The organism is Micromonospora rhizosphaerae (assembly GCF_900091465.1).
Taxonomy (GTDB): domain Bacteria; phylum Actinomycetota; class Actinomycetes; order Mycobacteriales; family Micromonosporaceae; genus Micromonospora; species Micromonospora rhizosphaerae.
Genome location: NZ_FMHV01000002.1, coordinates 2,887,513 through 2,908,633, shown reverse-complemented (window position 1 = coordinate 2,908,633; position 21,121 = coordinate 2,887,513). Strand labels below are relative to the sequence as shown.

Sequence of the window (21,121 nt, the reverse complement as noted above, 5' to 3'; positions counted from 1 at the left end):
CTCAGACCAGGCCCGCGTTCCGCAGCAGCTGCCAGAGCCCGGCGCCGTCCGGCGCGGAGAGCCACTTCTGGCCTACCGGACCGGCGGACGGGCGGCCGGCCGGCGCGGGCAGGCTGCCGGCGAGCACCGACTGGGTCGGCGAGAGCCGGCGGATGGCCACCCCGGCCACGTTGTCCGGGTGCGCGGCGGCGAACTCGCGGTAGATCTCCTGGTCGTGCTGCCCGTCGTCGCCGATCAGCAGCCACTTGACGTCCGGGAACTCCCGGGCCAGCCGGGCCAGGGTGGCCCGCTTGTGCTCCCGGCCGCTGCGGAACCAGCGGTCGGCCGTCGGCCCCCAGTCGGTGAGCAGCACTGGTCCGGCCGGGTAGAGGTGCCGGGAGAGGAACCGGGTGAGCGTCGGGGCCACGTTCCACGCGCCGGTGGAGAGGTAGAAGACGGGCGCGCCGGGGTGCGCGGTGACCAGCCGCTCGTAGAGCACCGCCATGCCGGGCACCGCGGCCCGGGCGTGCTCGTCGAGGACGAAGGTGTTCCACGCGGCGAGCAGCGGCCGGGGCAGCGCGGTGACCATCACCGTGTCGTCGATGTCGGAGAGGATGCCGAACCGGACCTGCGGGTCGAGGATGCGCACCAGCGCCTCGACCGGCTCGGCGTCCGGCACGCTGAGGCGGACCGGGGCCCAGCCGGGGGCGAAGTCGGCCTCGATGACCGTGTCGACGAAGCCGCTGCGGTCGGCGACCGCCTCGTGTCGTACGCCGCCGGCCTCGATGGTCACCGTGACGTGCTTGGCGGGCAGGGTGGCGAAGCTGCGCCAGCCGCGCACCTTCTCCGGCCGGGCCCGCTGCCGGGTGTCCGGCCGGCCGAGCAGCACCCGGCAGAGCACCCGCGCCCAGCCGGGCGCGCCGTAGCCGGCGTACGCGATGATGTTGATCTTCCACCCGGTGCGCCGCAGCCGATGCTCGACGATCTTGTGGATGGCGTCCTCGATCCGCGCGGCCCGGTGCAACTGCGGTACGGCGAGCTCTCCGGCAGGTGTCGGTGGCACGGTGCCACCCTGCCACACCTGCCCGGAAGCGGCCACGCGAGAGCCGGCCGGCTCGGCCGATCCACCCCGCCGCGCGCCGGCGCCGTGAAAAACTGCGGTCGGGACGACGACGGGGGCGTTGGTCGTGTCGACACCAGTGCAGCACCCGGGACGGTGGCGCCCGGCGCTCGACCGGCCGGCACTGGTCGCGCTGCTGCTCGGGCTCGTCGGGGTCGGCTACCGACTGGTCCTGGCCCTGCAGACCCTGCCCACCTCGAACAGCGACGAGGCGACCTTCGGGCTCGCCGCGATGCACATCGCCGCCGGCCGGGAGCGGCCGATCTTCCTCTACGGCCAGCACTACATGGGGATGCTGGAGTCCTACCTGGCGGCGCCGTTCATCCGGCTGGCCGGGCCGAGTTGGCCAGTACTGCGGCTGCCGCTGCTGGCGCTCTACGCGGTCTTCCTCTGGCTGATGTACCGGCTGACCCGCCGGCTCTGCTCCCCGTGGTTCGCCACCTTCGTCGTCGGCCTGCTGGCGCTCGGCTCCGAGCGGGTGATCCGGGACCAGCTCACCGTGGTCGGCGGGCGGCCCGAGGTGAAGCCGGCGGTCGTGGCGATGCTGCTGATCGCGGTGGGGCTCGCGGAACACCGGATCCGGCACCGCTGGCTGGCCACCGGCCTGTTCGGGCTGCTCGCCGGCGTGGCGCTCTGGTCCGACTGGTTGATCGTGCCGTACCTGGCGGCGGCCGGGCTGCTGCTGGTCTGGGCGGCACCGCGCGACCTGGTGGGCTGGCCGGGAGTGCTGCTGGTGGCCGGGTTCGCGCTCGGGGTGGCGCCGATGGTGCGGGACAACCTGCTCGCGCCGGACGGTCGGGACTCGCTGTCGGTGCTCCGGGAGATCAGCACCAAGCCCGGGCCGGTGCCGCCCTGGTCGGACCGGGTACACGGCGGGCTGCTGGAAGGGGTGCCGCTGGCCACCGGCCTCTGCCCGCCGGCCGGCTGCACCCGCTGGCAGCAGTGGTTCGGCCTGCTCTACCCGGTGCTGCTGGCGGCCGCCGCGGTGCTCGCGCTGGTCGCGTACCGGCGGGCCGCCGACCGGGCCGGGCGGCTCCGGCCGGTCGCGCAGCTCGCCCTGATCGCCGGGGCCGCGCTGACCCTGCTGGCGTACGTGCGCAGCCCGCTCGCCGCAGTTGAACCGCTGGCCTACTCGCGGTACCTGTCGGTGCTGCAGATCTCCCTGCCGGCGGTGCTCTGGCCGCTCTGGCTGGCGGCGGTCCGCGCCTGGCGGGGCACCACAGGAGCAGTCGGCCGGCTCGCCGGCACGCTGGCCACCGCGCTGTTGGCCGGGCTCACCGCCGCCGCGCTGGTGGGCACCGGCCTCTTCGTCGCCGACAGCCGCTCGCTGCGTACCGAGGAGCGGCAGGCCCACGAGCTGGCCGACGCAACGCGCCGGGTGGGCCTGCGGGACGTGTACGGCGACTACTGGACCTGCAACCGGCTCATCTTCAACACCGGAGAAAGGGTGGTCTGTGCGGTCCTCGAGGGCAACCTCAGCCCCGGGCAGAACCGCTACCAGCCGTACTGGGACCAGGTGGGCCGGGCGGCCCGGCCGGGTTACGTGCTGGAAACGGGTTCGTCGGAGGAGCGGGAGCTGCGCCGGCTGCTCGGCGACCGCGCCGACGCGGCCCTGGTCACCGAGGTCGGCGAATATCGCGTGTACCACCCGGAGACGGCCGTGCGGCCGTGGCGCTGAGCCGGGCCGTACGCTGATCCGATGCTCATCCTGCTGCCGCCCTCGGAGGGGAAGGCCGACGCCGGCACCGGGCGGCGGCTCGACCCGTCCCGCCTCTGCCTGCCGGAGCTCACCCCGGCCCGGGAGGAGGTGCTGACCGCGCTGGTCGCGCTCTGCGCCGGGGCGGACGAGGCGGCGGCCCGGGCCGCGCTCGGGCTCAGCGAGGGCCAGCGCGGCGAGCTCCGGCGCAACGCCCGGCTGCGGGAGGCGGCCACCGCGCCGGCCGCCCGGATCTACACCGGGGTGCTCTACGAGGCGCTCGACCTGGCCTCGCTGCCGCCGGCGGCGGACCGGCTGGCCCGCCGCTCCGTGCTGATCAGCTCCGGCCTCTGGGGCGCGGTACGCCTCACCGACCGGATCCCGCCGTACCGCTGCCCGATCGGGGCGAAGCTGCCCGGCGTGGGCGCGCTGTCGGCGTACTGGCGGCGGACCCTCGCCCCGGCGATGGCGGCGGCGTCCGGCGACCGGCCGGTGCTGGACCTGCGCTCCGGCGCGTACGCGGCCACCTGGACCCCGCGCGGGGAGCTGGCCGGGCGGACGGTGACCGTCCGGGTGCTGCACGAGCGCGAGGTCGACGGGGCGGTGACCCGCTCGGTGGTCAGCCACTTCAACAAGGCGACCAAGGGCCGGCTGGTCCGGGACCTGCTCATCGCCGACGCCCGGCCGCGCACCGCCGACGCCCTGATCGGCGCCCTGCGGGACCTGAAGTACACGGTCGAGGAGCAGCCGGTCGCCACCAGCCGGCCGCGCCAGCTCGACGTCGTGGTGACCGAGCTGTAGCCGCAAATTTTGCTCAAGGCTGGCGCGCACCCGTTTCGCCGCACCGGCGCCGGGGTCACGGTATGGGAACCCCGATGCCGACAAGGAGCGGTCCGATGGCCTCCGAACCTCTCACCCTGCTCGACCGGCCCCGCCTGCCGTCGACACCGCCACCGCTGGACTGGCTGACCCTGGCCGACGCGTTCGAGGTCGCCTGCCTGGTGCGCTGCACCCCGCCACCGGCGACCGAGGGCCGCCGGCCCGCCGTCGGGACGTACCGGGGCGGGGTCGCCGAGTTCAACCGGGAGGACGCGGCGCAGCGCATGCGGCAGCTGCTCACCCGGCTCGACGTGCCGGTGGAGCACCAGGTGGCCACCGGTGGCCTGCGCCGCCGGTACGAGCTGCACCGGCTGCACGTGCCCCGCGAGCACCGCTCGGCGTACGCGACGCTGCTGGAGGCGGGCTGGCGACAGGGCCGCCGGGAGCTGCTCGGCGGCCCGGTGCCCGGCGCCTCCACCGCCCGCCGGATCTGGCGAACCCGGCTGGCGGCCGCGGCCTGGCGCTCGGCGCTGCTGGCCGGCGGCCGGCACGTCCGCCGGCACATCCTCGGCATCCGACTGGCCGACCGGGAGCTCGCGGCGGTGCTGGTCCGCGGGGCCGCCCTGCTGGACGTCCCGGCGGTGCTGCGCCCCGGCGCCGGCTGCTTCGTGGTGAGCGTCGCGCACGGCCCGCACCGGGACCGGATCCTGGCGAGCTCGGCCCTGGGCCCCGCGCCGGTCGCAAAGAGCGCGTAATCGGCCGACCGGGCCGATCGGCGTCACCCGCGGCGGGCGGAGGGCGCCGCGGGCGCGGGCTTGCGCGCGGGCGGCTGCACGGCGCACAGTGCAGCCCGTGAGCCGTAGCTGGTCTGTCCGCGGCCGCCGCCGTGCCGCCGGGCCGGTGGCGCTGCTCATGCTGCTGGTGGCGGTCCTGCCCGGGCTCGGCGCGTGCCGGGAGGAACGGTCCCAACCGGTGCCGATCCGGATCGCGACGGGCAGCCCGACGGCGGTCTACCACGCCTTCGGGCAGTCGCTGGCCGCCATCCTCAACCGGGAACTGCCCGAGGTACGGGCCAGCGTGGTGGTCACGGCAGCCTCGGCGCAGAACGTCCGGCTGGTCTCCTCCGCCGAGGCGGAGCTGGGCTTCACCCAGGCCGACGTGCTGCCGACCGTGCCGCGGCAGCAGCCCGGCGTGCTCGCCGTGGCCCGGGTCTACGACGACCTGCTGCACCTGGTCACCACCGCCGGCGGCCCGGTGCGGACGCTGGACGACCTGCGCGGGCGGCGCGTCTCGGTGGGCGCCCGAGGCTCAGGCACCGAGGTCACCGCCACCCGGCTGCTGGACGTGGCCCGCCTCGGCGGCGACCAGGTGCGGCAGGAGCACCTCGGTCTGGACGACTCGGTCGCGGCGCTGCGGGCCGGCCGGATCGACGCCTTCTTCTTCTCCGGCGGCCTGCCGGTACGCGGCGTCGCGGAGCTGGCCGCCGCCACCGCCATCCGGATCGTCGACCTCGGTGACTGGACCGAGCCGCTGCGCCGCGGCTACGGCGAGGTCTACGTGACCCGGGACATCTCCCGCTCGGTGTACGGCCTGGAGCCGGTCACCACCGTGGCCAACCCGAACTACCTGATCGTCCGCGCCGACCTGCCGGAGGCGCTGGTCCGCGAGGTGACCCGGCTGCTGATGGAACGGCGGGCGGAACTGGCCGCGGCGCATCCGGCGGCCGGCCGGATGAGCCCGCGCGCCGCGATCGTCACCACCCCGCTGCCGCTGCATCCGGGGGCCGCGGACTGGTACCGCGCGAGCAAGCCCTAGTGGGCGTCCACCGGCCGTTCCGGTGCGGCGGGCGGCCGGGGCTCCGGCAGGACGCCGGGAGCGGGCGGCTCCCCGTCCGGCCCGCCGGTCGGCGCGACGTCCCCTGCCGGGGCGGGGAACCACAGCTCGGCGACCAGTCCCCGGGGTTCCCCAGGACGCATGGTCAGCCGGCCGTCGGAGGCGTCCACCAGCACCGCGACGATGGTGAGCCCCAGCCCGGCGCCGTCGACGTTCTGCACGTCCGGGGCCCGCCAGAACCGCTCGGTGGCCTGGTCGAGCTGGCTCGGCGTCATGCCCGGGCCGGTGTCCCGGACCTCCACGGCGGTGCCGCCGTCGGCCGACCGGACGGTCACCGTCACCTCTCCCCCGGCGCCGCTGAACTTCACCGCGTTGTCGATCAACGCGTCGAGCGCCTGGTCGATGGCGGTCGGCACGGTGCGGGCGTACGCGGGGGCGTCCACCGCGGCCAGCCGGAGGGTGACCGACCGGTGCCGGGCCAGCGGCTGCCAGGCGGTCACCCGGGAGGCGGCCACCGCGGGCGCGTCCACGGTGATCCGCTGATTCTCCTCGCGTTCGGCGCGGGCCAGGGTGAGCAGCGCGTCGAGCACCATGGCCAGCCGGTCGGTCTCCTCCAGCGCCAGCCGGTGCTCGGTGCGGCCGTCCGGGTCGGTCAGGCTCGGCCCCAGCTCCTCCACGCGCAGCCGCAGCGCGGTCAGCGGGTTGCGCAGCTGGTGGCTGGCGTGCGCGACGAAGGCGCGCTGCCGGTCCATCACGTCGGAGACCACGTCCGCCATGTTGTTGAAGCTCGCCGCCAGGCGGCGAAGCTCGGGCGGGCCCAGCCGGGGCCGCACCCGCGCCCGCCGGTCACCCTCGGCGATCTCGTGGGTCACCGAGTCCAGCTCGGTGACCGGGCGCAGCACCCACCCGGCCAGCCCGAACGCGGTGGAGATGCAGGCCAGCACCGCGATCAGGCCGAGCGCCGCGAGCAGCAGCCACCAGGTGGTGACGGTACGCCGGACCGCGTCGGGCGGGGTGGCGGTAATCACCGCGCCGAGCACCTCGCCGCCGTCGTTGATCGGGACCGCCACCACCACCGGACCGTCCGTCCAGGGCCACACCGACTCCGGCCCGCTGGACTGTTGCCCGGCCAGCGCGGTGGCCAGCGCCGACTCGGTGCCGGGGCCGGCCTCCCAGCTGACGGAGGCGGTCACCGTGCGGCGGTCCCGGTCGACCACCGCCGCGCCGATGCCGTACAGCTCGTCGTACGCGCCGAGCTCCGAGTCGAGCGGGCCGACCACCCCGCCGCGCAGCGCCGGCCCGGCCAGCGAGGCGAAGCGGGTGGCGTCGGCGAGCCGGTCGGCGCGGACGCGGTCGGTCTCCCGGGTGGCCAGGGTGGCCGCCAGTGGCGTCTCCAACGCCATGAGCACCAGCACCATCAGCAGCAGGTAACTGACCACCAGCCGACGACGCACCGGGCCCCCTCACTCGCTGCGGAGCCGGTAGCCGACCCCGCGGACGGTCTCCACCAGGGTGGGGTCGCCGAGCTTGCCGCGCAGCGAGCCCACGTGCACCTCCACGGTGTGCCGGTCGGCCCAGGTGGTGCCCCAGACGTCGAGCAGGATCCGGTCGCGCGGCACGGCCACCCCGGGCTGCCGGGCGAGGGAGAGCAGGATGTCGAACTCCTTGCGGGTGAGCGCGACCGGTCGGCCGGCCACGCTCACCGTCCGGCCGCCCACGTCGATGCGGACGGGGCCCGCCTCGATCAGGTTGCGCTCCGGCACGGTGTGCGCGGCGCGCCGGAGCACCGCCTCGATCCGGGCCTGGAGCTCCACCATCGAGAACGGCTTGACCACGTAGTCGTCGGCGCCCAGCCGGAGGCCGAGCACCCGGTCCCGTTCCTCGCCCCGGGCGGTCACCGCGATGATGCCGAGCTGGCTGCTGCGCCGGCGCAGCTCCCGGCAGAGGTCGGTGCCGTCCCCGTCGGGCAGGGTCAGGTCGAGGAGCACCAGGTCGCAGGGGGCGGCGGAGAGCGCCGCGGCGACGGTGGCGGCGTGCTCCACCTCGTATCCGCGGCGGGTGAGCGCGGACGACAGGGCGGCCGCCACCCGACGGTCATCCTCGACCAGCAGGATCCGCACCCGTGCTCCCATCTCCTCGACGTGCTGCCCAGAATGGTGGCAGAAGCGTCGGCGGGACGGGAGTCCCGGGGATCGCGGCGGACGGGTGCCCGGGACGCTCAGAGGCCGAAGACCTCGTCGGCGGTCGCGTCCCGGACCCCGTCGACGAAGCCGCGGAACCCCGGGTCGGAGTGGCTGGCCGGCACGCTGGTCACGTTCTCCCCGGTCGCCTCGGTGACCGCGTCGACCAGGGGCGGGTAGTCGGTCTCCGAATCGCCGAAGGTGTCGTCGTCCGCCTCCCCGAGGTTGATCACGTGCTGTACGTCCTCCGAGGGGGTGTCCGGGTCGTCCGCCCACTCCACGCCCGCCTGGTAGACCTCGTCGTAGACGGCCCGCTCGCCGTCGGTCCAGTCATCGTCGTAGCTCTTCATCACCCATCCCTCCGCGGCCACTCCCACCCGAGCATGCCGCCTCCGGCGACGCGGTCGGAGCGGTACCGACGAACCGAACACGTCCCGCCTAGGCTGCGGTGGTGATCTACAAGATGCTGGCGACCAGCGAGTGGGAGCGGGCCCGCGGGGCGGGACACTTCACCGGCACCGCGATGGACCACCAGGACGGATACATCCACCTCTCCGGAGCCGACCAGGTGGTGGAGACGGCCCGCCGGGTCTTCGGGGGCGTCACCGGGCTGACCCTGCTCACCGTCGACCCCGCCCGGCTCGGCGACGAGCTGCGCTGGGAGCCGTCCCGGGGCGGCGCGCTCTTTCCGCACCTCTACGGCGTCCTGCCGGTGTCCGCGGTGGTGGCGGCGGAGGCGTTGCCGGCGGACCGACCGGCCGCCGACGCGGTGGCGGCGCTGCTCGGCTGAGCGGCTCGGTAAGCTACGCCGAGCCCGCACGCCGGCCTCGAGAGCCGGCCGGCGGCGGGGCGGTCCTGGCCCGCGCCGACCCGCGTCGGCCACCCGACGCGGTCGGCGCAGGGCACCGACGGCGCGACACGCGCCCCCGACGATGCGAGTTGAAGGATGACTGACACCAACGACCGGTCCCCCTCCGTCTTCGTCCACCCCACGGCCGACGTCGAGGAGGGCGCCGAGATCGGCGACGGCACCAAGGTCTGGCACCTGGCCCACATCCGCTCGACCGCGCAGATCGGCGCCGGCTGCGTGCTCGGGCGCAACGTGTACGTCGACGCCGGCGTCACCGTCGGCGACCTGGTGAAGATCCAGAACAACGTCTCCGTCTACCAGGGCGTCACGATCGAGGACGAGGTCTTCGTCGGCCCCTGCGCGGTCTTCACCAACGACTTCCGCCCGCGCGCCCAGAACCCGGACTGGAAGATCACCCCCACCCTGATCCGCCGGGGCGCCTCGATCGGCGCCAACGCCACCCTGGTCTGCGGCATCGAGGTCGGCGAGTACGCGATGATCGCCGCCGGTTCCGTGGTGACCAAGGACGTCAAGCCGTACCAGCTCGTCGCCGGCAACCCGGCGCGCCCGAAGGGCTGGGTCGACGAGCAGGGCGAGGTCGTCTCCCGCGACGTCGACAACCCGCCGCAGCGGGGCTGAACGCGACGGAGGGCGACGGTCGACGGCTGCCCGCCGTCGACCGTCGCCCTCCGTCGGCTCCGCGCCTCAGCCGCAGAGCCGGCCGATCTCCTCCCGGAAGCGGTCCATCGGGTTCGCCCCGGCCGGCCCGAGCAGGTACTCCTTCAGCTCCCGCCGCGCCTCGGTCATCGGGTCATCGCCCGCCCGGGTGACGGCGAGGATCTTCTCCAGCTCGCCGCAGTCGGCGGAGAACAGGTAGGCCGCCCGGGCGGTCGGGAACGTCTGGCGGAACTCGTCCTCTGGCAGGCCCGCCGGGTTGGCCACCACGTACGGCCGCTCGCTCTGCACGAAGTCGGAGACCACGCTCGAGACGTCGCTGACCAGCAGGTCAGTGGCGTTGAAGCAGTCGAACAGGGCCGGCGTGCGGCCGGTGACCACCAGGTGGGCGGTGCCGTCCAACGAGGTGGCGTCGGTGTCCCCGCCGGCGGCCCGGATCAGGGCGACGATCCGCTCGTGGGCCGCCCGGGCCTGCCTCGACCGGGAGCCGGTCAGCGGGTGCGGCTTGTAGATCAGCCGGACGCCGCCCGCGGCGAGCAGGCCGGTCACGATCAGCTCCCCCATCAGCACCAGCGAGGTGTGGTACTGGTCGTCGTCGAGCCAGCCCTCCCAGGTGGGGGCGTAGAGCACGGTGAAGGGGTGATCGGCGGCCGCCGAGCCGAAGGTGTGCACCCCGGCGAGCTGGGGCCGGCCGATCTCGACGATGTTCCGGTCCAGCACCCCCACCCCGGCCCGGGCGTACCGCTCCCGCCCGGCCGGCCCGGCCACCCACACCTCGTCGTACACCTTGCTGTAGGGGTTGACGCTGGCCTGCTTGTCGCTGTCGCCGTGCCCGACGAAGACGTGCTTCATGCCCGGCTCGCGCAGCATGTGGATGTTGGCGCCGACGTTCGCGGCGTAGAGGGCGACCCGGATGCTGCCCAGGTCGAGGTTCATGAAGTCCACCCCGGCCGGTACGCAGATCACCGGCAGGCGGGTGTCGGCGAGCTCCCGGAAGGCGTCCTCGTGGCGCAGCAGCACCACCGCGCGGCGCCCGGCCGCCTCGGTCGGGGCGAGCCACATGTTGGCCTGGTACACGTCCTTCGCCGGGCCGGCGAAGTAGAGCGCCACCTCCGGCCGCTCCCGGGCCAGCCAGGCGTGCACCTCGGGCAGGATCCCCGGCGTCCGGCCGCGCCCGCGCAGCCAGCTGAGCGCCAGCACCGCCGCGGTCACCAGCCCGGCGGCGAGGGTGACCAGCCCGGTCACCACCACCGGGGTCACCCGGTCAACCAATGCGGCCACCACGGCGGCCGGCACGAGCAGCACGTTGAGCAGCGGCAGCTGGAGGCCGGCGATCCGCTGGGCCCACGCCGGCGGGGCGGGGACCCGACGCAGCGCGCTGAGGTCGATGTTGCGGGTGAACGCCGGGGTTGCGGCGCGGCCGTCGGTGATCTTGGCCAGGGCGGTGGTGCCGACGGCCACGGTCCAGAGCGCGGCGGGCAGCAGGATGACCGCGACGGTTCCGCCCACCCCGGCCCGAACCGCGCTGACGATCAGCAGGACGACCGACAGATCGCGGATGAGCCGCCGCCAGACCAGCCCGAGGCCGGCCTTCTGCAGCAGCTCGCCTGTCTCGGCGAACCGGGTGGCGAGGGCGAACTCACCCGCGATGGCGACCAGCCCGGCCGCCGCGAACGGGACCACCCAGCCGAAGGCGCCGGCCAGGATCATGATCCCGTACGCCAGCAGCACCGCGCCGACCGCGGCGAAGCCCTGCTGGCTCCGTACTCTGCTGAACAACGACATGCTCCCTATCTGCCCACCGGTAACGATCGCGTCCGATACCGGGCAGCTGCGACCCTAACGCGGCAAGTACTTCAAGTATCGCCGGGGTATCCGGCCGACAAAGCACCCGTGGCACCGGTCACCGCGCGTGTCGCAAACACGGTGGGCCCCGGCCGTGACCGGCCGGGGCCCACGCCGGGCGGCGGGTCAGCCGCCGATGACCACCCGACGGACGCCCGTCCAGCGGGCCGGGTCGGTGACCCGGCGGCCATCGACCAGCACCGTCACGCCCGGCAGGTCGGCCGGGGAGAGGGTGCGGTACTCGGCGTGGTCGGCCTGGATGACGGCGGCCTGCACCGGCTGGCCGTCGTACGCCGGCAGGCCGTGCGCCGCCAGCTCCTCGTTGGTGTACATCGGGTCCGACACGTACGGCTTGGCGCCCCGCTTGCGCAGCGCCTCGACGGTCGGGAAGACGCCGGAGAAGGCGGTCTCCTTGACGCCACCCCGGTACGCGGCACCGAGCACGAGCACCCCGACGTCGGTCAGGTCGCCGTACGCGGCGGCGAGCAGGTCGACGGCGTACTCCGGCATCGCGGCGTTGGCCTCGCGGGCCGAGCGCACGACGGTGGCCGCCGGGTCGTTCCACAGGTACATCCGCGGGTAGATCGGGATGCAGTGCCCGCCGACCGCGATGCCCGGCTGGTGGATGTGGCTGTACGGCTGGGTGTTGCAGGCCTCGATGACCTTGGTCACGTCGACGCCCACCGTGTCGGCGAACCGGGCGAACTGGTTCGCCAGGCCGATGTTGACGTCCCGGTAGGTCGTCTCGGCGAGCTTGGCCAACTCGGACGCCTCGGCCGAGCCCAGGTCCCAGACGCCGTTCGGGCGGTTCAGGTCGGCCCGCTCGTCGAAGTCCAGCACCGCCTCGTAGAAGCGCACGCCGTGCTCGGCCGACGCCTCGTCGATGCCGCCGACCAGCTTGGGGTAGCGGCGCAGGTCGGCGAAGACCCGGCCGGTGAGCACCCGCTCCGGGCTGAAGACCAGGTGGAAGTCCTTCCCGGCGGTGAGGCCGGAGCCCTCCTCCAGCATCGGCGCCCAGCGGTTGCGGGTGGTGCCGACCGGCAGCGTGGTCTCGTAGCTGACCAGCGTGCCCGGCTTGAGCCCCGCGGCGATGGCCCGGGTGGCGTCGTCCATCCAGCCGAAGTCCGGCACCCCGTCGGCGTCGACGAAGAGCGGCACGACCACGACGACCGCCTCGGACTCGGCAACCGCCGCCGCGGTGTCGGTGGTGGCGGAGAACAGCCCGGCGGCGACCGCCTCCTTCAGCTTGACGTCCAGGTCGGTCTCACCCGGGAACGGCACGGCCCCATCGTTGACCAGCCGCACCACCCGCTCGGACACGTCGGCACCGATCACCCGGTGCCCCTTCGAGGCGAACTGCACGGCGAGCGGCAGCCCGATCTTTCCCAGCGCGACGACGCAGATGTTCATGGAACTACTTTCCTCCAGAGGGCCACATTCGGCGGAGACGGGCAATGAACCGACGGGGCGTCACCGGGGTGATCGCGACGATCACCTGGCCCTTGTGGTTCGTGGTGGGCGTGACGATGTGGAGCCGGCCACCGCGCCGCGCCAGCAGGCGTGGTGCGGCGAGCCGTCGCTCCGTGCGCAGCGGCGCCGAACCGGTCCCGCCCAGCGCGGTGACCTCGGCCCGTACCGCCCGGCGCTCCCCCGCGACGACCTCGAGGAGCCGGTCCACCGGGAAGTCGGCCCGTACGACGGTACCGGGACCGCCCGCGACGACCGAGGTGACACCGGTCAGCCCGCCGACGCTGACCCGCACCGCGTCCACCGCGAGCTCGGCCAGGTCGGCCCACCGGCTGTGGGCCGTCACGATCAGCGCCCGGGCGCCCGCGGCGTCGCGGCCCCAGGCCAGCTCGGTCGCGGTGAGCTTGGCCATCATCTGGGCGGCGTTCTCGGTGACGTCGTACCACTCGGCCGGGAAGCCCAGCTCCCGGTCGCGGAACCCGACGTAGTGGGCGTACCAGCGGCCGTCGGCGACGGTCACCTCGGGCAGGTCCTTGTCGGCCTGCTGGCGGATCAGCTTCCGCAGCCGGTCCAGGTCGGCGTCCCGGGCGATCAGCAGCCGCAGCCGCACGTCGGGGGCGAGCTGATCCCGGATGTTGTCGGTGAGGTACGTCTCGGCCAGCTTGCGGATCCGGATGTGGACCTGCTCCTGGACGTCGGGCTGCAGGTCCAGGAACTCGGGCCGGAGCAGCTTCGCCACCTCCCAGGTGAAGTGGCGCACCAGGATCGCGTCGCGCTGCCGGCCCGGCCCGATCAGGCCGGCCACGAAGCCGATGATCTCCTCGGCGCAGCGCAGCCGCTCCTCGAACCGGCTGGCGTAGGTGATGTTCTGCGCGTTGTCCCGCTTGACCGCGTAGTAGTACTCGTAGTCGGCGAGGACCGAGATCCGCTCGGCGCGGAGGCAGGCCTCCAGCGTGAAGGGCTGGTCGCTGCCCATCGGCATGTCCTCGCGGAACCGCAGCCCGTGGCGTTCGATCAGGTCACGCCGGAACAGCTTGGTGTTCGACAGGGACCAGGGCAGCGCGCTGTCGAAGAGGTCCACCTGCGCCTCGGTGCTGGCGTAGATCGCCTGGTGGACGTAGCGCTTGTTGGCGCCCACCATCCGGCCGAGCACGATGTCCGAGTGCCAGCGGTCGGCGGCGGCGACCAGCCGCTCCAGCGCCTCCGGCCCCAGGTGGTCGTCGGAGCCGATGAAGAAGACGTAGCGCCCCCGCGCGCGGTCCAGGGCGCGGTTGCTCGGTGCCGCCGGGCCGCCCGAGTTGGGCTGGTGCAGCACGGTGAAGGTGCCCGGGTACCGCTGCGCGAACCGGTCCAGCTCTGCCCCGCTGCCGTCGGTGGACCCGTCGTCCACCGCGACGACCTCCAGCCGCTCCAGACCGATGGTCTGCTCCACCAGCGAGGTGAGGCACGTGGTGAGGTACGGCATGGTGTTGTAGACGGCGACGATCACCGTCACATCGGGCTGGCTCACGCCTCCGCCTTCCCCGCCCTGGAATCCCCGTTGGTCCGGTTGTCGACGGGAATGGCGCCCCGTCCCCGGGTGTCCACCGCCGCGGTCGTGCCGTCAGATCCCATTATCGTCCGTCTCCGTCCCAGCCAGCACCGCGCCCGCGGACGCGAGCGAGTCTACGACAGTCACCGGACGGCGTCCGGTGCGCCGTCGGTGTTCCCCACCCCGGTGCGCCGGTTGCTACCCTGCATCCGGTTCCCGGCCCGGCGCGCACGCCATCACCGCAGGCCAGGCCGGCGCCGTCGCCCCCGGCGGCCGCACCCACCCCAACTCCGGCGCGGACAGGAATCAGACATGGACGTGGTGATGACCGACGAGCGCGACCAGGAGCGGCGGACGGCGCCGGACGCGACCCGGCCCCACCACCCCGCCGGGCGGCTGGGGCGGCTGCGCTCCGCCGCGCGCCACGCCCTCCCGGCCCTCGCCGGGTACCTGGCGGTCCGGCTGATCGGGCTGCTGACCCTGCACCTCTGGGCCCACAACGTCGGGAAGGGTACGGGCGCCCTGCTCGCCAAGTCGGACGGCGCCTGGTACCTGGGCATCGCCCAGCACGGCTACGACGGATACGAGCGGGTGCAGAGCAACATGGCGTTCTTCCCGCTCTACCCGGGCCTGGTCCGGGTGCTGGAACCGCTCTCCCCGCTCTGTGCGCGCAACACGGCGCTGGTGGTGGCCTGGGTGGCCGCGCTCGCCGCCGCCTGGGCGCTGTTCGCGATCGGCGACCACCTGTACGACCGCCGGGTGGGCATCATGTTCGCGGTGCTCTGGGGCGTGCTGCCGCACAGCATCGTCCAGTCGATGAGCTACAGCGAGGGGATCTTCACGGCGTTCGCCGCGTGGAGCCTGTACGCCCTGCTGCGCGCCCGCTGGGTCACCGCGGGCGTGCTCTGCCTCCTCGCCGGGCTGACCCGGCCCACCGCCTCGGCGCTGCTCGCCGTGGTGTGCCTGGCCGCGCTGATCGCCGTCGTCCGGCGCCGGGACGGCTGGCGCCCGTGGGCCGCCCTGCTGCTCGCGCCCGCCGGCTGGCTGGGCTACCTGGCCTGGGTGGGCTGGCGGACCGGCCGCCCCGACGGCTGGTTCCACATCCAGGACGAGGGCTGGGGCACCACGTTCGACTTCGGGGCGGACACGGCGCGGGTGGCCCAGAAGGTGCTGGGCCACCCGTCGGCGCTCACGCTGTACGTGGTGACCCTGGTGGTGCTGCTGGCGATCGCGCTCTTCGTGCTGAGCCTGCTCGACCGGCAGCCCTGGCAGCTGCTGCTCTACAGTGGCCTGCTGCTGGTCACCACCCTGGGCGCGGCCGGCTACTACCACGCGAAGGCGCGGTTCCTGCTACCCGCGTTCCCCCTGCTGCTGCCGGTCGCCGTCACCCTGGCCCGGGCCGGCTGGGCGAGGGCGGTCACCGTCCTGGCGACCCTCACCGTCGTGTCGGCCTACTTCGGCGGGCACCTGCTGATCATCTGGACCTACTCGCCGTGACGCTGGGGTCCGCGGCCGGGTGACCCCGGGCCGGCGACCCTGACCGGCCGGGGCGTGGACGACTGGCAGACCGGCGAGATTCAGCGGGTGTACGGGCGGACGTCCCAGAGCCACACGTCGTCGACCCGCTGGCCCGGGCCGTACAGGGCGTCCAGCACCGCCCGCAGGCGGTCCTGACGGGGGTGCCGGGGCAGGACCACCACGTCCGCCTTCCAGTGCCGGACGTCGGCGCGGGCCTGCGTCACGTCGGCCGGGGTGACCATGGTGTCCCGCTGACCGCGGGCGACCGCGGTGAGCAGCTTCGCCGTCGGCTGTGGCTCGACGCCCCACCGCCCGGTGGGGTCGGTGGCGGAGGTGGGAGCGAGGAAGTAGCCCTGCGGCACGGCGAAGCCGGCCAGCGCGGCCGTGCTCCAGTGCAGCGAGGTCATGTCGGCGACCGGGACCGGCACCAGGGTCCGCCCGGGTGCCACGTGCTCCCGCCACTCGCCGCTCGTCACGAAGTGGGGCACCGGGGGCCGGCCGGTCGCCGGCAGCGGGGTCGGCAGGACCGGCAGCAGGGCGGCCAGCGCCGCGACCGCGGCCAGGCCGCCGGCCAGCCGGCCAGCCGGCTGCTCGCGCAGCGCCGGCGCGGTGAGCCGGTCCCCCGCGACCGCCAACAGCACGCCGAGGGCCGCGGTGGTGATCAGCGCGAAGCGGGCCGCCACCATCGAGTCGAACACCGGCAGGTTGTCCACCAGCGCGAACGGGGCCGGGACGGTGGTGCGCCGGGTGTCCCAGGTCCAGGTGGTGCCGACCGAGAAGACCGCGGACGCGACGGCGACGAGTGCGAGCACCCGGACGACGACCTCTCGCCGCAGCCACCAGGCGGCGGCCAGCGCGACCACCAGCAGCGACCAGCCGTAGAAGCTGGCCTGCTCGGTGAAGTTCGGGGCCCAGCCCGACGCGCTGGTCGGGCTGCCGGCGATCGACTCGGTGGCGTACCTGACGTACGAGCCGAGCTTCAGCGCGTAGGCGTCCGGGTTCCCGGGGTGGCCGACCCGGTGCTGCGGCCCGGCGAACTGCATCCAGAGCGGGTACGCGGCGGCCGCCGCCACCAGCACCCCGGTGATCGCCAGCCCGGCGACCAGCGGGCGCGCCCGCCGCAGCGCCTCGCGGGGTCGGACGAGCAGAAACCCGACCACCACCATCAGGCAGCCGAGCGCGGTCAGGAAGAGGATCTCCAGGCTGACGAAGAACTGCGCGGTGACGAGGGCGCCCAGCACCAGCCCGTCGCGGACCACATGGCCGCCCCGGGCCAGCCGGACGACCCGCCAGAGGATGAAGGGCACCAACCACTGCGCGGTGATGTGCGGGTGTCCGTTGCTGTGCGACACCAGGGCCGGGGCGAAGCCGCAGCAGAGTCCGCCGACGAAGGCGGCCGCCCGGGACCGCACCAGGTGCCGGGAGAGCACGTGGTACCAGGCGTAGCCGGTGCCGGCGAGGTTCAGGGTGATGAACAGCAGGTACGAGAAGGCGGGGCCGAAGAGCAGGGTGACCGGGGTGAGCACCAGGCCGGGCAGCTGCAACCCGACGTTGGTCATCAGGTTGACCCCCGAGGGGGCGTTCTGCAGGGTGGTGAAGAACGGGTTCTCCAGGTGGCTGACGGCGTGCGCCGCGTACGCCAGCATCCATTCGTTGAAACCCTGGTCGTCGGGGCGGCTGCCGAGGAACCGGCCGTCGACGTCCCGCCAGCCCCGCGCCGTCACCCAGAAGGCCCAGGCGAGATACACCAGAGCCACCAGGAGGTCCACCCGACCGCGGCCCAACCCCCACCTGGGCGCGGCGTCGGCCGAGGCCCCGCCCGGGTCGACGGCCGACGCCGCCTGGTCCGTGCGCTCCGCCCGCCGTCCGGGCGCCGACACCTCCGGTGGCTCGGTGGTGCTCGTGCTGGCGGGTGCATCCGTCAGCACACCGCGCTTCCCCACCGCCTCGGTGCCGTCAAGCGGGGCAGGATCGTGGCTGCGGGCGTCGGGCCCAGGGGCGGTCATGGCGCAAGAGTCTACGAAAGGCCGCGCGGGACCTGGGGGCCGGCCGCTCAGGCCTCCGCGCCGACCGGGGTCGACTGCTCGTCCGCGGCCGGGCTACTCGCCGGCGCCGGGCCGGGCCGGCCCGGCAGCAGCCGGGAGTAGACCCCGTCCAGCACCCTCGCCTGCGCCTCCCAGGTCCACTCGTCGAGCAGGCCGGGTCGGTCGTACACCGCGCGGTAGCGCTGCGGGTCGGCCAGGACGGCGCGCACCGCGCGGGCGAAGTCGGCCACGTCCTCGGCGCGGAACACCTCGCCCTGCCCGGTCGAGCGGACCGTCTGCGCCATCGTCTTCACGTCGGACACGACCAGCGGCAGCCGCGCGTGCGAGTACTCGAAGAACTTGGTGATCAGCGCGATCTCGTGGTTGGGCCAGTGGTGGATCGGGATGACGCCCGCGTCGGCGGCCGAGAGGAAGGGCACCACCTCCCAGTGCGCCACGTAGGGCAGCGCGTGCACCCGGTCGGCCACGCCGAGCTTCGCCGCGCGGGCCAGCACGCCGGAGACGTACGGACCGGCCGGCTTGTTGACCACGAGCGCCACGTGCACGCCGGGCAGCTCGGGCAGCGCGTCGACCATGATGTCCAGGCCGCGCTGCTTGGCGGCGGCGCCACTGTAGACCAGCAGCGGCACGTCCGGGCCGATGCCGCAGAGCGCGCGCAGATCGGGTGCGGGGGCGTCCGGCACCAGCTCGCCGTGGTCGGCGGCCGGGGCGTTGAGCACCACGTCCGGCGTCCGGGCCAGCCCGTGCTCGCGCTGGAGCAGCTCGGCCAGGCCGTCCGACACGGTCATCACCGCGTCGGCGTACGGGGCGTACTCCCGCTCGTGCGCCCGGTGCGCCGGGAGCCAGCGGCCGTTGTCCTGCCAGGGCTTGATGCCGGGGAGGAACTCGTGCGCGTCCCAGACCAGCTTGATCTCCCGACCGGCGGCGGCCGCGCGGATCTTCGCCCGGGCGCCGACGCCCAGCATCCGGAAGTCGTTGGCGTGGATCAGGTCCGGCGCCAGCTCGTCGATCACCGGTCCGTACGCCAGCTCGTAGTCCCACAGCCCGGGCTCCAGCCGGCGCCAGGCGCGGTCGCCCTGCATCGCCTGCCAGAACCAGGTGTAGGCGCGGTCCCACGGGCTGCGCAGCTTGCGCCGGGTCCGGGCGTTGGTGAGCGACCAGTAGCGCAGCGACACCCACTTGCCGGTCACCTTCGCGGCCAGCTCCTGGGCGGTCAGCGCGGTCACGCGCAGCCCGCCACCGCCGGCGAGCTGCGCCCGCCGCAGCGCGAGGTCGGCCTTCCAGGCCTTGACCGCCTGCGCCCGGTGCGCGGCGATCCCGGTGGGCGGGTACGCCAGCGGCCAGCGCAGCCACGCCCGGCGGAACTCGTGCCGACGCTTGGCCAGCGGGGTCGGCATGGCCAGCAGTCGGACCTGGGCCGCGCCGAGCTGCCAGTGCCGCTCCTCGCGGACCGGGGAGCGGCCCAGCAGGATGACCTCCCAGCCGGCGTCGGCCGCCGATCGGGCGGCCTTCTGCACCCGGGAGTCACCGTTGACGCCGTTGTCTACCAACATGACGATCCGACCACGTGCGGGGGGCCGGGCGGCAGCGCCGTCGAGTGCCATGGTGCCGGTATCCGCCTCTCTGCGGGCTCTGGTCCGTCTTGGGCGGCTCGTACCGGAGCACGGGCCGCGAGGCTCGGGCACGGGAGCACCGCCCGCGAGCCTCCGCGAGTCTACGGCAGGACGTCGCCAATCGACCTCCGCCTCACGGTACGCCCGGGATGCCCAACCTCGCCGCCGCATCAGCGCAGCTCAGCGACGGTCGGGCACGCGACGGGCGACGGTACGACGCGCGACACCTCAGAAGAAGTTGTTGTACAGCCCCTGGATGAACACGGCCTGCCCGACCGACAGCAGCACCAGACCGGCCACCACTGCGCCGCGCAGCCAGCGCCGGTCGAACCCGGCGGTCCATCGGTCGACCACCAGGCCGGCCGTGGCCGCGGCCATCGGGTAGAGGAACATCCAGGTCCGCTCCACCTCGCCCGGCCGAAGCTTGGTCAACTCGGTCGGCAAACCCGCCCAGACGACCAGGAAGAGGACCAGCACGGTCACCAGCACCGGCCGCCCGGCGCCCGGCACCTTGCGGAACAGCCCGTAGATCCCCAGGGCGGCCAGTGGCAGGCCGGCGTAGATCAGCCAGGCGGCGGGGCTCCCCAGCAGCCAGTACCACTTGTACGGCGTGGAGACCTTCGGGGAGACCTGGTAGGAGGCGAGTACATCGAAACCGAGCGTGAGCCAGGCCAGGACCAGCACGGCGACGCCGCCGGCCGCCGCGGCGGCGAGCAGCCGCGCCGCAGTCCGCCAGCCGGTCTGGACGACCAGCGCGATGGTCGCCGCGAGCACGATGAACGAGGTGGCGAACGTCATCAGGGTGCCCAGCCCCAGCACGGCGCCGGCGGCCGCTGCCACCGTCACCGACCGCCGGTGGGCGGCGAGCACGAAGAGCGCGACGCTGAGGGTCATCGGCACCGCGAAGACGGTGTCCAGGTTGCTGTACGCCAGCATGAGCGGCCCCGGCGCCGCCGCGAACAGCACGGCGCCGATCCGACCGGCCCGTTCCCCGCCCAGCGTGCGGCCGATCAGCCAGGCGGAGATGGCCGAGGCGAAGGCGACGACGGCGATGGCCGCGGCGATCCGCAGGCTGTGCGAGGCGCCGAAGATCCGGAACAGCAGGTAGAGGAAGACGAAGACGCCCGCCGGGTGGGTGCGGGAGTTGTACGAGTGGAACTGCTCGCTCAGCTCGGGGTGCCGCTCGACGAATTCGCGTACCCCCAGTTCGTAGACGAAGTGCAGGTCCGAGGTGTAGTAGGGCGACTTCGGGCCGGTCGCGATGCCCTTGGTGAGATCGCCGACCTCGCCTCGGACCAGGTTGACCGTGGTGGCGGTGGCCACGCCGGCGACCATCACCAGGGCCAGGGCGACCCAGGTGGGCAGCCGCCGCCAGGAGGTGATCATCCAGCCGACCCCGGCGAGCAGCACCCCGGCCGGGATCACGGTCAGCGCCAGCCGGTCCCAGATCGGGATCAGGACGCCGTAGACCGGGGGACGGGCGAAGTAGCCGTACCCGATCGGCGGCAGGACCTGGCTGATCTTCCAGAAGGCGTACAGCGCGACGCCGGTGGCCACGATCGCGATCGGCGGCCAGTACCGCCAGCGGGGCGGGGGGCTCTCCTCGACCTGCCCGGCGGGCGGGTCAAGTACGGCCGTCGCAGCTCCACCGGCCCCGTCGCCGCTCTCGGGCAGATCGTCTCCGCGCCGTTCGTTCACGTAACGTTCCCTCGCTCGTAAAATCCGTCGCACCCGTCGCCGCGACCGCCGTCCAAGCGGCGACCCATACTGTAGGTGACGGGGCCGGATCACGGGGAACGCCGATCATCCTGCGGATGTGGGGGGGCGACGGGGGCCGGCGCGGCCACGGCGCCGGATGGATGTCGCCAACCTCGACGGGGGCGGGGCGATGTTAGCCTAGGCCGCCCTCAACCCGACGAGACGGACACCGCGCTCGTTCTGGCTCCCGGT

16 protein-coding genes and 1 pseudogene are annotated in these 21,121 nt (G+C 74.1%); 7 read left to right on the top strand and 10 right to left on the bottom strand.

Annotation, left to right across the window (positions count from 1 at the left end; all coding sequences use genetic code 11):
• Position 1: 1 nt before the first annotated feature.
• Positions 2 to 1,042 (bottom strand): App1 family protein phosphatidate phosphatase, encoded by a 1,041-nt coding sequence (locus GA0070624_RS14025; protein WP_091348821.1) that lies wholly within the window; start codon positions 1,040 to 1,042, stop codon positions 2 to 4.
• An 84-nt stretch (positions 1,043 to 1,126) separates the two neighbouring features.
• Between GA0070624_RS14025 and GA0070624_RS14020 the strand changes: the two are divergent.
• The 4 genes and pseudogenes from GA0070624_RS14020 to GA0070624_RS14005 all read left to right on the top strand — a co-directional run bounded on the left by GA0070624_RS14020 (position 1,127) and on the right by GA0070624_RS14005 (position 5,429).
• Positions 1,127 to 2,777, top strand: a pseudogene (locus GA0070624_RS14020) (ArnT family glycosyltransferase).
• A gap of 21 nt (positions 2,778 to 2,798) precedes the next feature.
• Positions 2,799 to 3,596 (top strand): peroxide stress protein YaaA, encoded by a 798-nt coding sequence (gene yaaA, locus GA0070624_RS14015; protein ID WP_091341162.1) that lies wholly within the window; start codon positions 2,799 to 2,801, stop codon positions 3,594 to 3,596.
• Between the two features lie 95 nt (positions 3,597 to 3,691).
• Positions 3,692 to 4,369, top strand: a complete 678-nt coding sequence (locus GA0070624_RS14010; protein WP_091341160.1) for a hypothetical protein — start codon at positions 3,692 to 3,694, stop codon at positions 4,367 to 4,369.
• Positions 4,370 to 4,466: 97 nt separating this feature from the next.
• Positions 4,467 to 5,429, top strand: coding sequence for a TAXI family TRAP transporter solute-binding subunit (locus GA0070624_RS14005; RefSeq protein WP_425413505.1), 963 nt, complete (start codon positions 4,467 to 4,469; stop codon positions 5,427 to 5,429).
• Here GA0070624_RS14005 and GA0070624_RS14000 read toward each other — a convergent pair.
• The 3 genes from GA0070624_RS14000 to GA0070624_RS13990 all read right to left on the bottom strand — a co-directional run bounded on the left by GA0070624_RS14000 (position 5,426) and on the right by GA0070624_RS13990 (position 7,977).
• Positions 5,426 to 6,901: a sensor histidine kinase gene (locus GA0070624_RS14000; RefSeq protein WP_091341157.1), complete on the bottom strand. Its 1,476-nt coding sequence runs from the start codon at positions 6,899 to 6,901 to the stop codon at positions 5,426 to 5,428. The two genes, GA0070624_RS14005 and GA0070624_RS14000, sit on opposite strands and share 4 nt — an antisense overlap.
• A 9-nt stretch (positions 6,902 to 6,910) precedes the next feature.
• A complete protein-coding gene (locus GA0070624_RS13995; RefSeq protein ID WP_176731694.1) occupies positions 6,911 to 7,579 on the bottom strand; it encodes a response regulator transcription factor in 669 nt (222 codons plus the stop codon).
• An 86-nt stretch (positions 7,580 to 7,665) separates the two neighbouring features.
• Positions 7,666 to 7,977 (bottom strand): hypothetical protein, encoded by a 312-nt coding sequence (locus GA0070624_RS13990; protein ID WP_091341151.1) that lies wholly within the window; start codon positions 7,975 to 7,977, stop codon positions 7,666 to 7,668.
• 101 nt (positions 7,978 to 8,078) lie between these two features.
• Between GA0070624_RS13990 and GA0070624_RS13985 the strand changes: the two genes are divergently transcribed.
• Positions 8,079 to 8,417: a DUF952 domain-containing protein gene (locus tag GA0070624_RS13985; RefSeq protein ID WP_091348812.1), complete on the top strand. Its 339-nt coding sequence runs from the start codon at positions 8,079 to 8,081 to the stop codon at positions 8,415 to 8,417.
• Positions 8,418 to 8,573: 156 nt separating this feature from the next.
• Positions 8,574 to 9,116, top strand: a complete 543-nt coding sequence (locus GA0070624_RS13980) for an acyltransferase (RefSeq protein ID WP_091341149.1) — start codon at positions 8,574 to 8,576, stop codon at positions 9,114 to 9,116.
• 66 nt (positions 9,117 to 9,182) lie between these two features.
• On the opposite strand, the gene GA0070624_RS13975 is transcribed toward GA0070624_RS13980, so the two are convergent.
• The 3 genes from GA0070624_RS13975 to GA0070624_RS13965 all read right to left on the bottom strand — a co-directional run bounded on the left by GA0070624_RS13975 (position 9,183) and on the right by GA0070624_RS13965 (position 13,974).
• A complete protein-coding gene (locus GA0070624_RS13975; RefSeq protein WP_091348807.1) occupies positions 9,183 to 10,931 on the bottom strand; it encodes a CDP-glycerol glycerophosphotransferase family protein in 1,749 nt (582 codons plus the stop codon).
• Between the two features lie 192 nt (positions 10,932 to 11,123).
• The gene (locus tag GA0070624_RS13970) at positions 11,124 to 12,407 is read right to left on the bottom strand and encodes a nucleotide sugar dehydrogenase (RefSeq protein WP_091341146.1); all 1,284 of its coding nucleotides are present in this window, start codon (positions 12,405 to 12,407) and stop codon (positions 11,124 to 11,126) included.
• A 4-nt stretch (positions 12,408 to 12,411) separates the two neighbouring features.
• A complete protein-coding gene (locus GA0070624_RS13965; protein ID WP_091341144.1) occupies positions 12,412 to 13,974 on the bottom strand; it encodes a glycosyltransferase family 2 protein in 1,563 nt (520 codons plus the stop codon).
• A gap of 333 nt (positions 13,975 to 14,307) precedes the next feature.
• On the opposite strand from GA0070624_RS13965, the gene GA0070624_RS13960 reads away from it, so the two are divergent.
• On the top strand, positions 14,308 to 15,492 hold the full coding sequence (locus GA0070624_RS13960) for a mannosyltransferase family protein (RefSeq protein ID WP_245718782.1): 1,185 nt from the start codon (positions 14,308 to 14,310) through the stop codon (positions 15,490 to 15,492).
• Positions 15,493 to 15,572: 80 nt separating this feature from the next.
• Here the strand turns inward: GA0070624_RS13960 and GA0070624_RS13955 are convergent, their stop codons facing one another.
• The 3 genes from GA0070624_RS13955 to GA0070624_RS13945 all read right to left on the bottom strand — a co-directional run bounded on the left by GA0070624_RS13955 (position 15,573) and on the right by GA0070624_RS13945 (position 20,869).
• Positions 15,573 to 17,519 carry a DUF6311 domain-containing protein gene (locus GA0070624_RS13955; RefSeq protein WP_091341141.1) on the bottom strand — a complete coding sequence of 649 codons (1,947 nt, stop codon included), beginning with the start codon at positions 17,517 to 17,519 and terminating at the stop codon, positions 15,573 to 15,575.
• A 47-nt stretch (positions 17,520 to 17,566) separates the two neighbouring features.
• Positions 17,567 to 19,111: a glycosyltransferase family 4 protein gene (locus tag GA0070624_RS13950; RefSeq protein ID WP_091341138.1), complete on the bottom strand. Its 1,545-nt coding sequence runs from the start codon at positions 19,109 to 19,111 to the stop codon at positions 17,567 to 17,569.
• Between the two features lie 288 nt (positions 19,112 to 19,399).
• Positions 19,400 to 20,869, bottom strand: a complete 1,470-nt coding sequence (locus GA0070624_RS13945) for a glycosyltransferase family 39 protein (RefSeq protein WP_091341136.1) — start codon at positions 20,867 to 20,869, stop codon at positions 19,400 to 19,402.
• Positions 20,870 to 21,121: the final 252 nt, after the last annotated feature.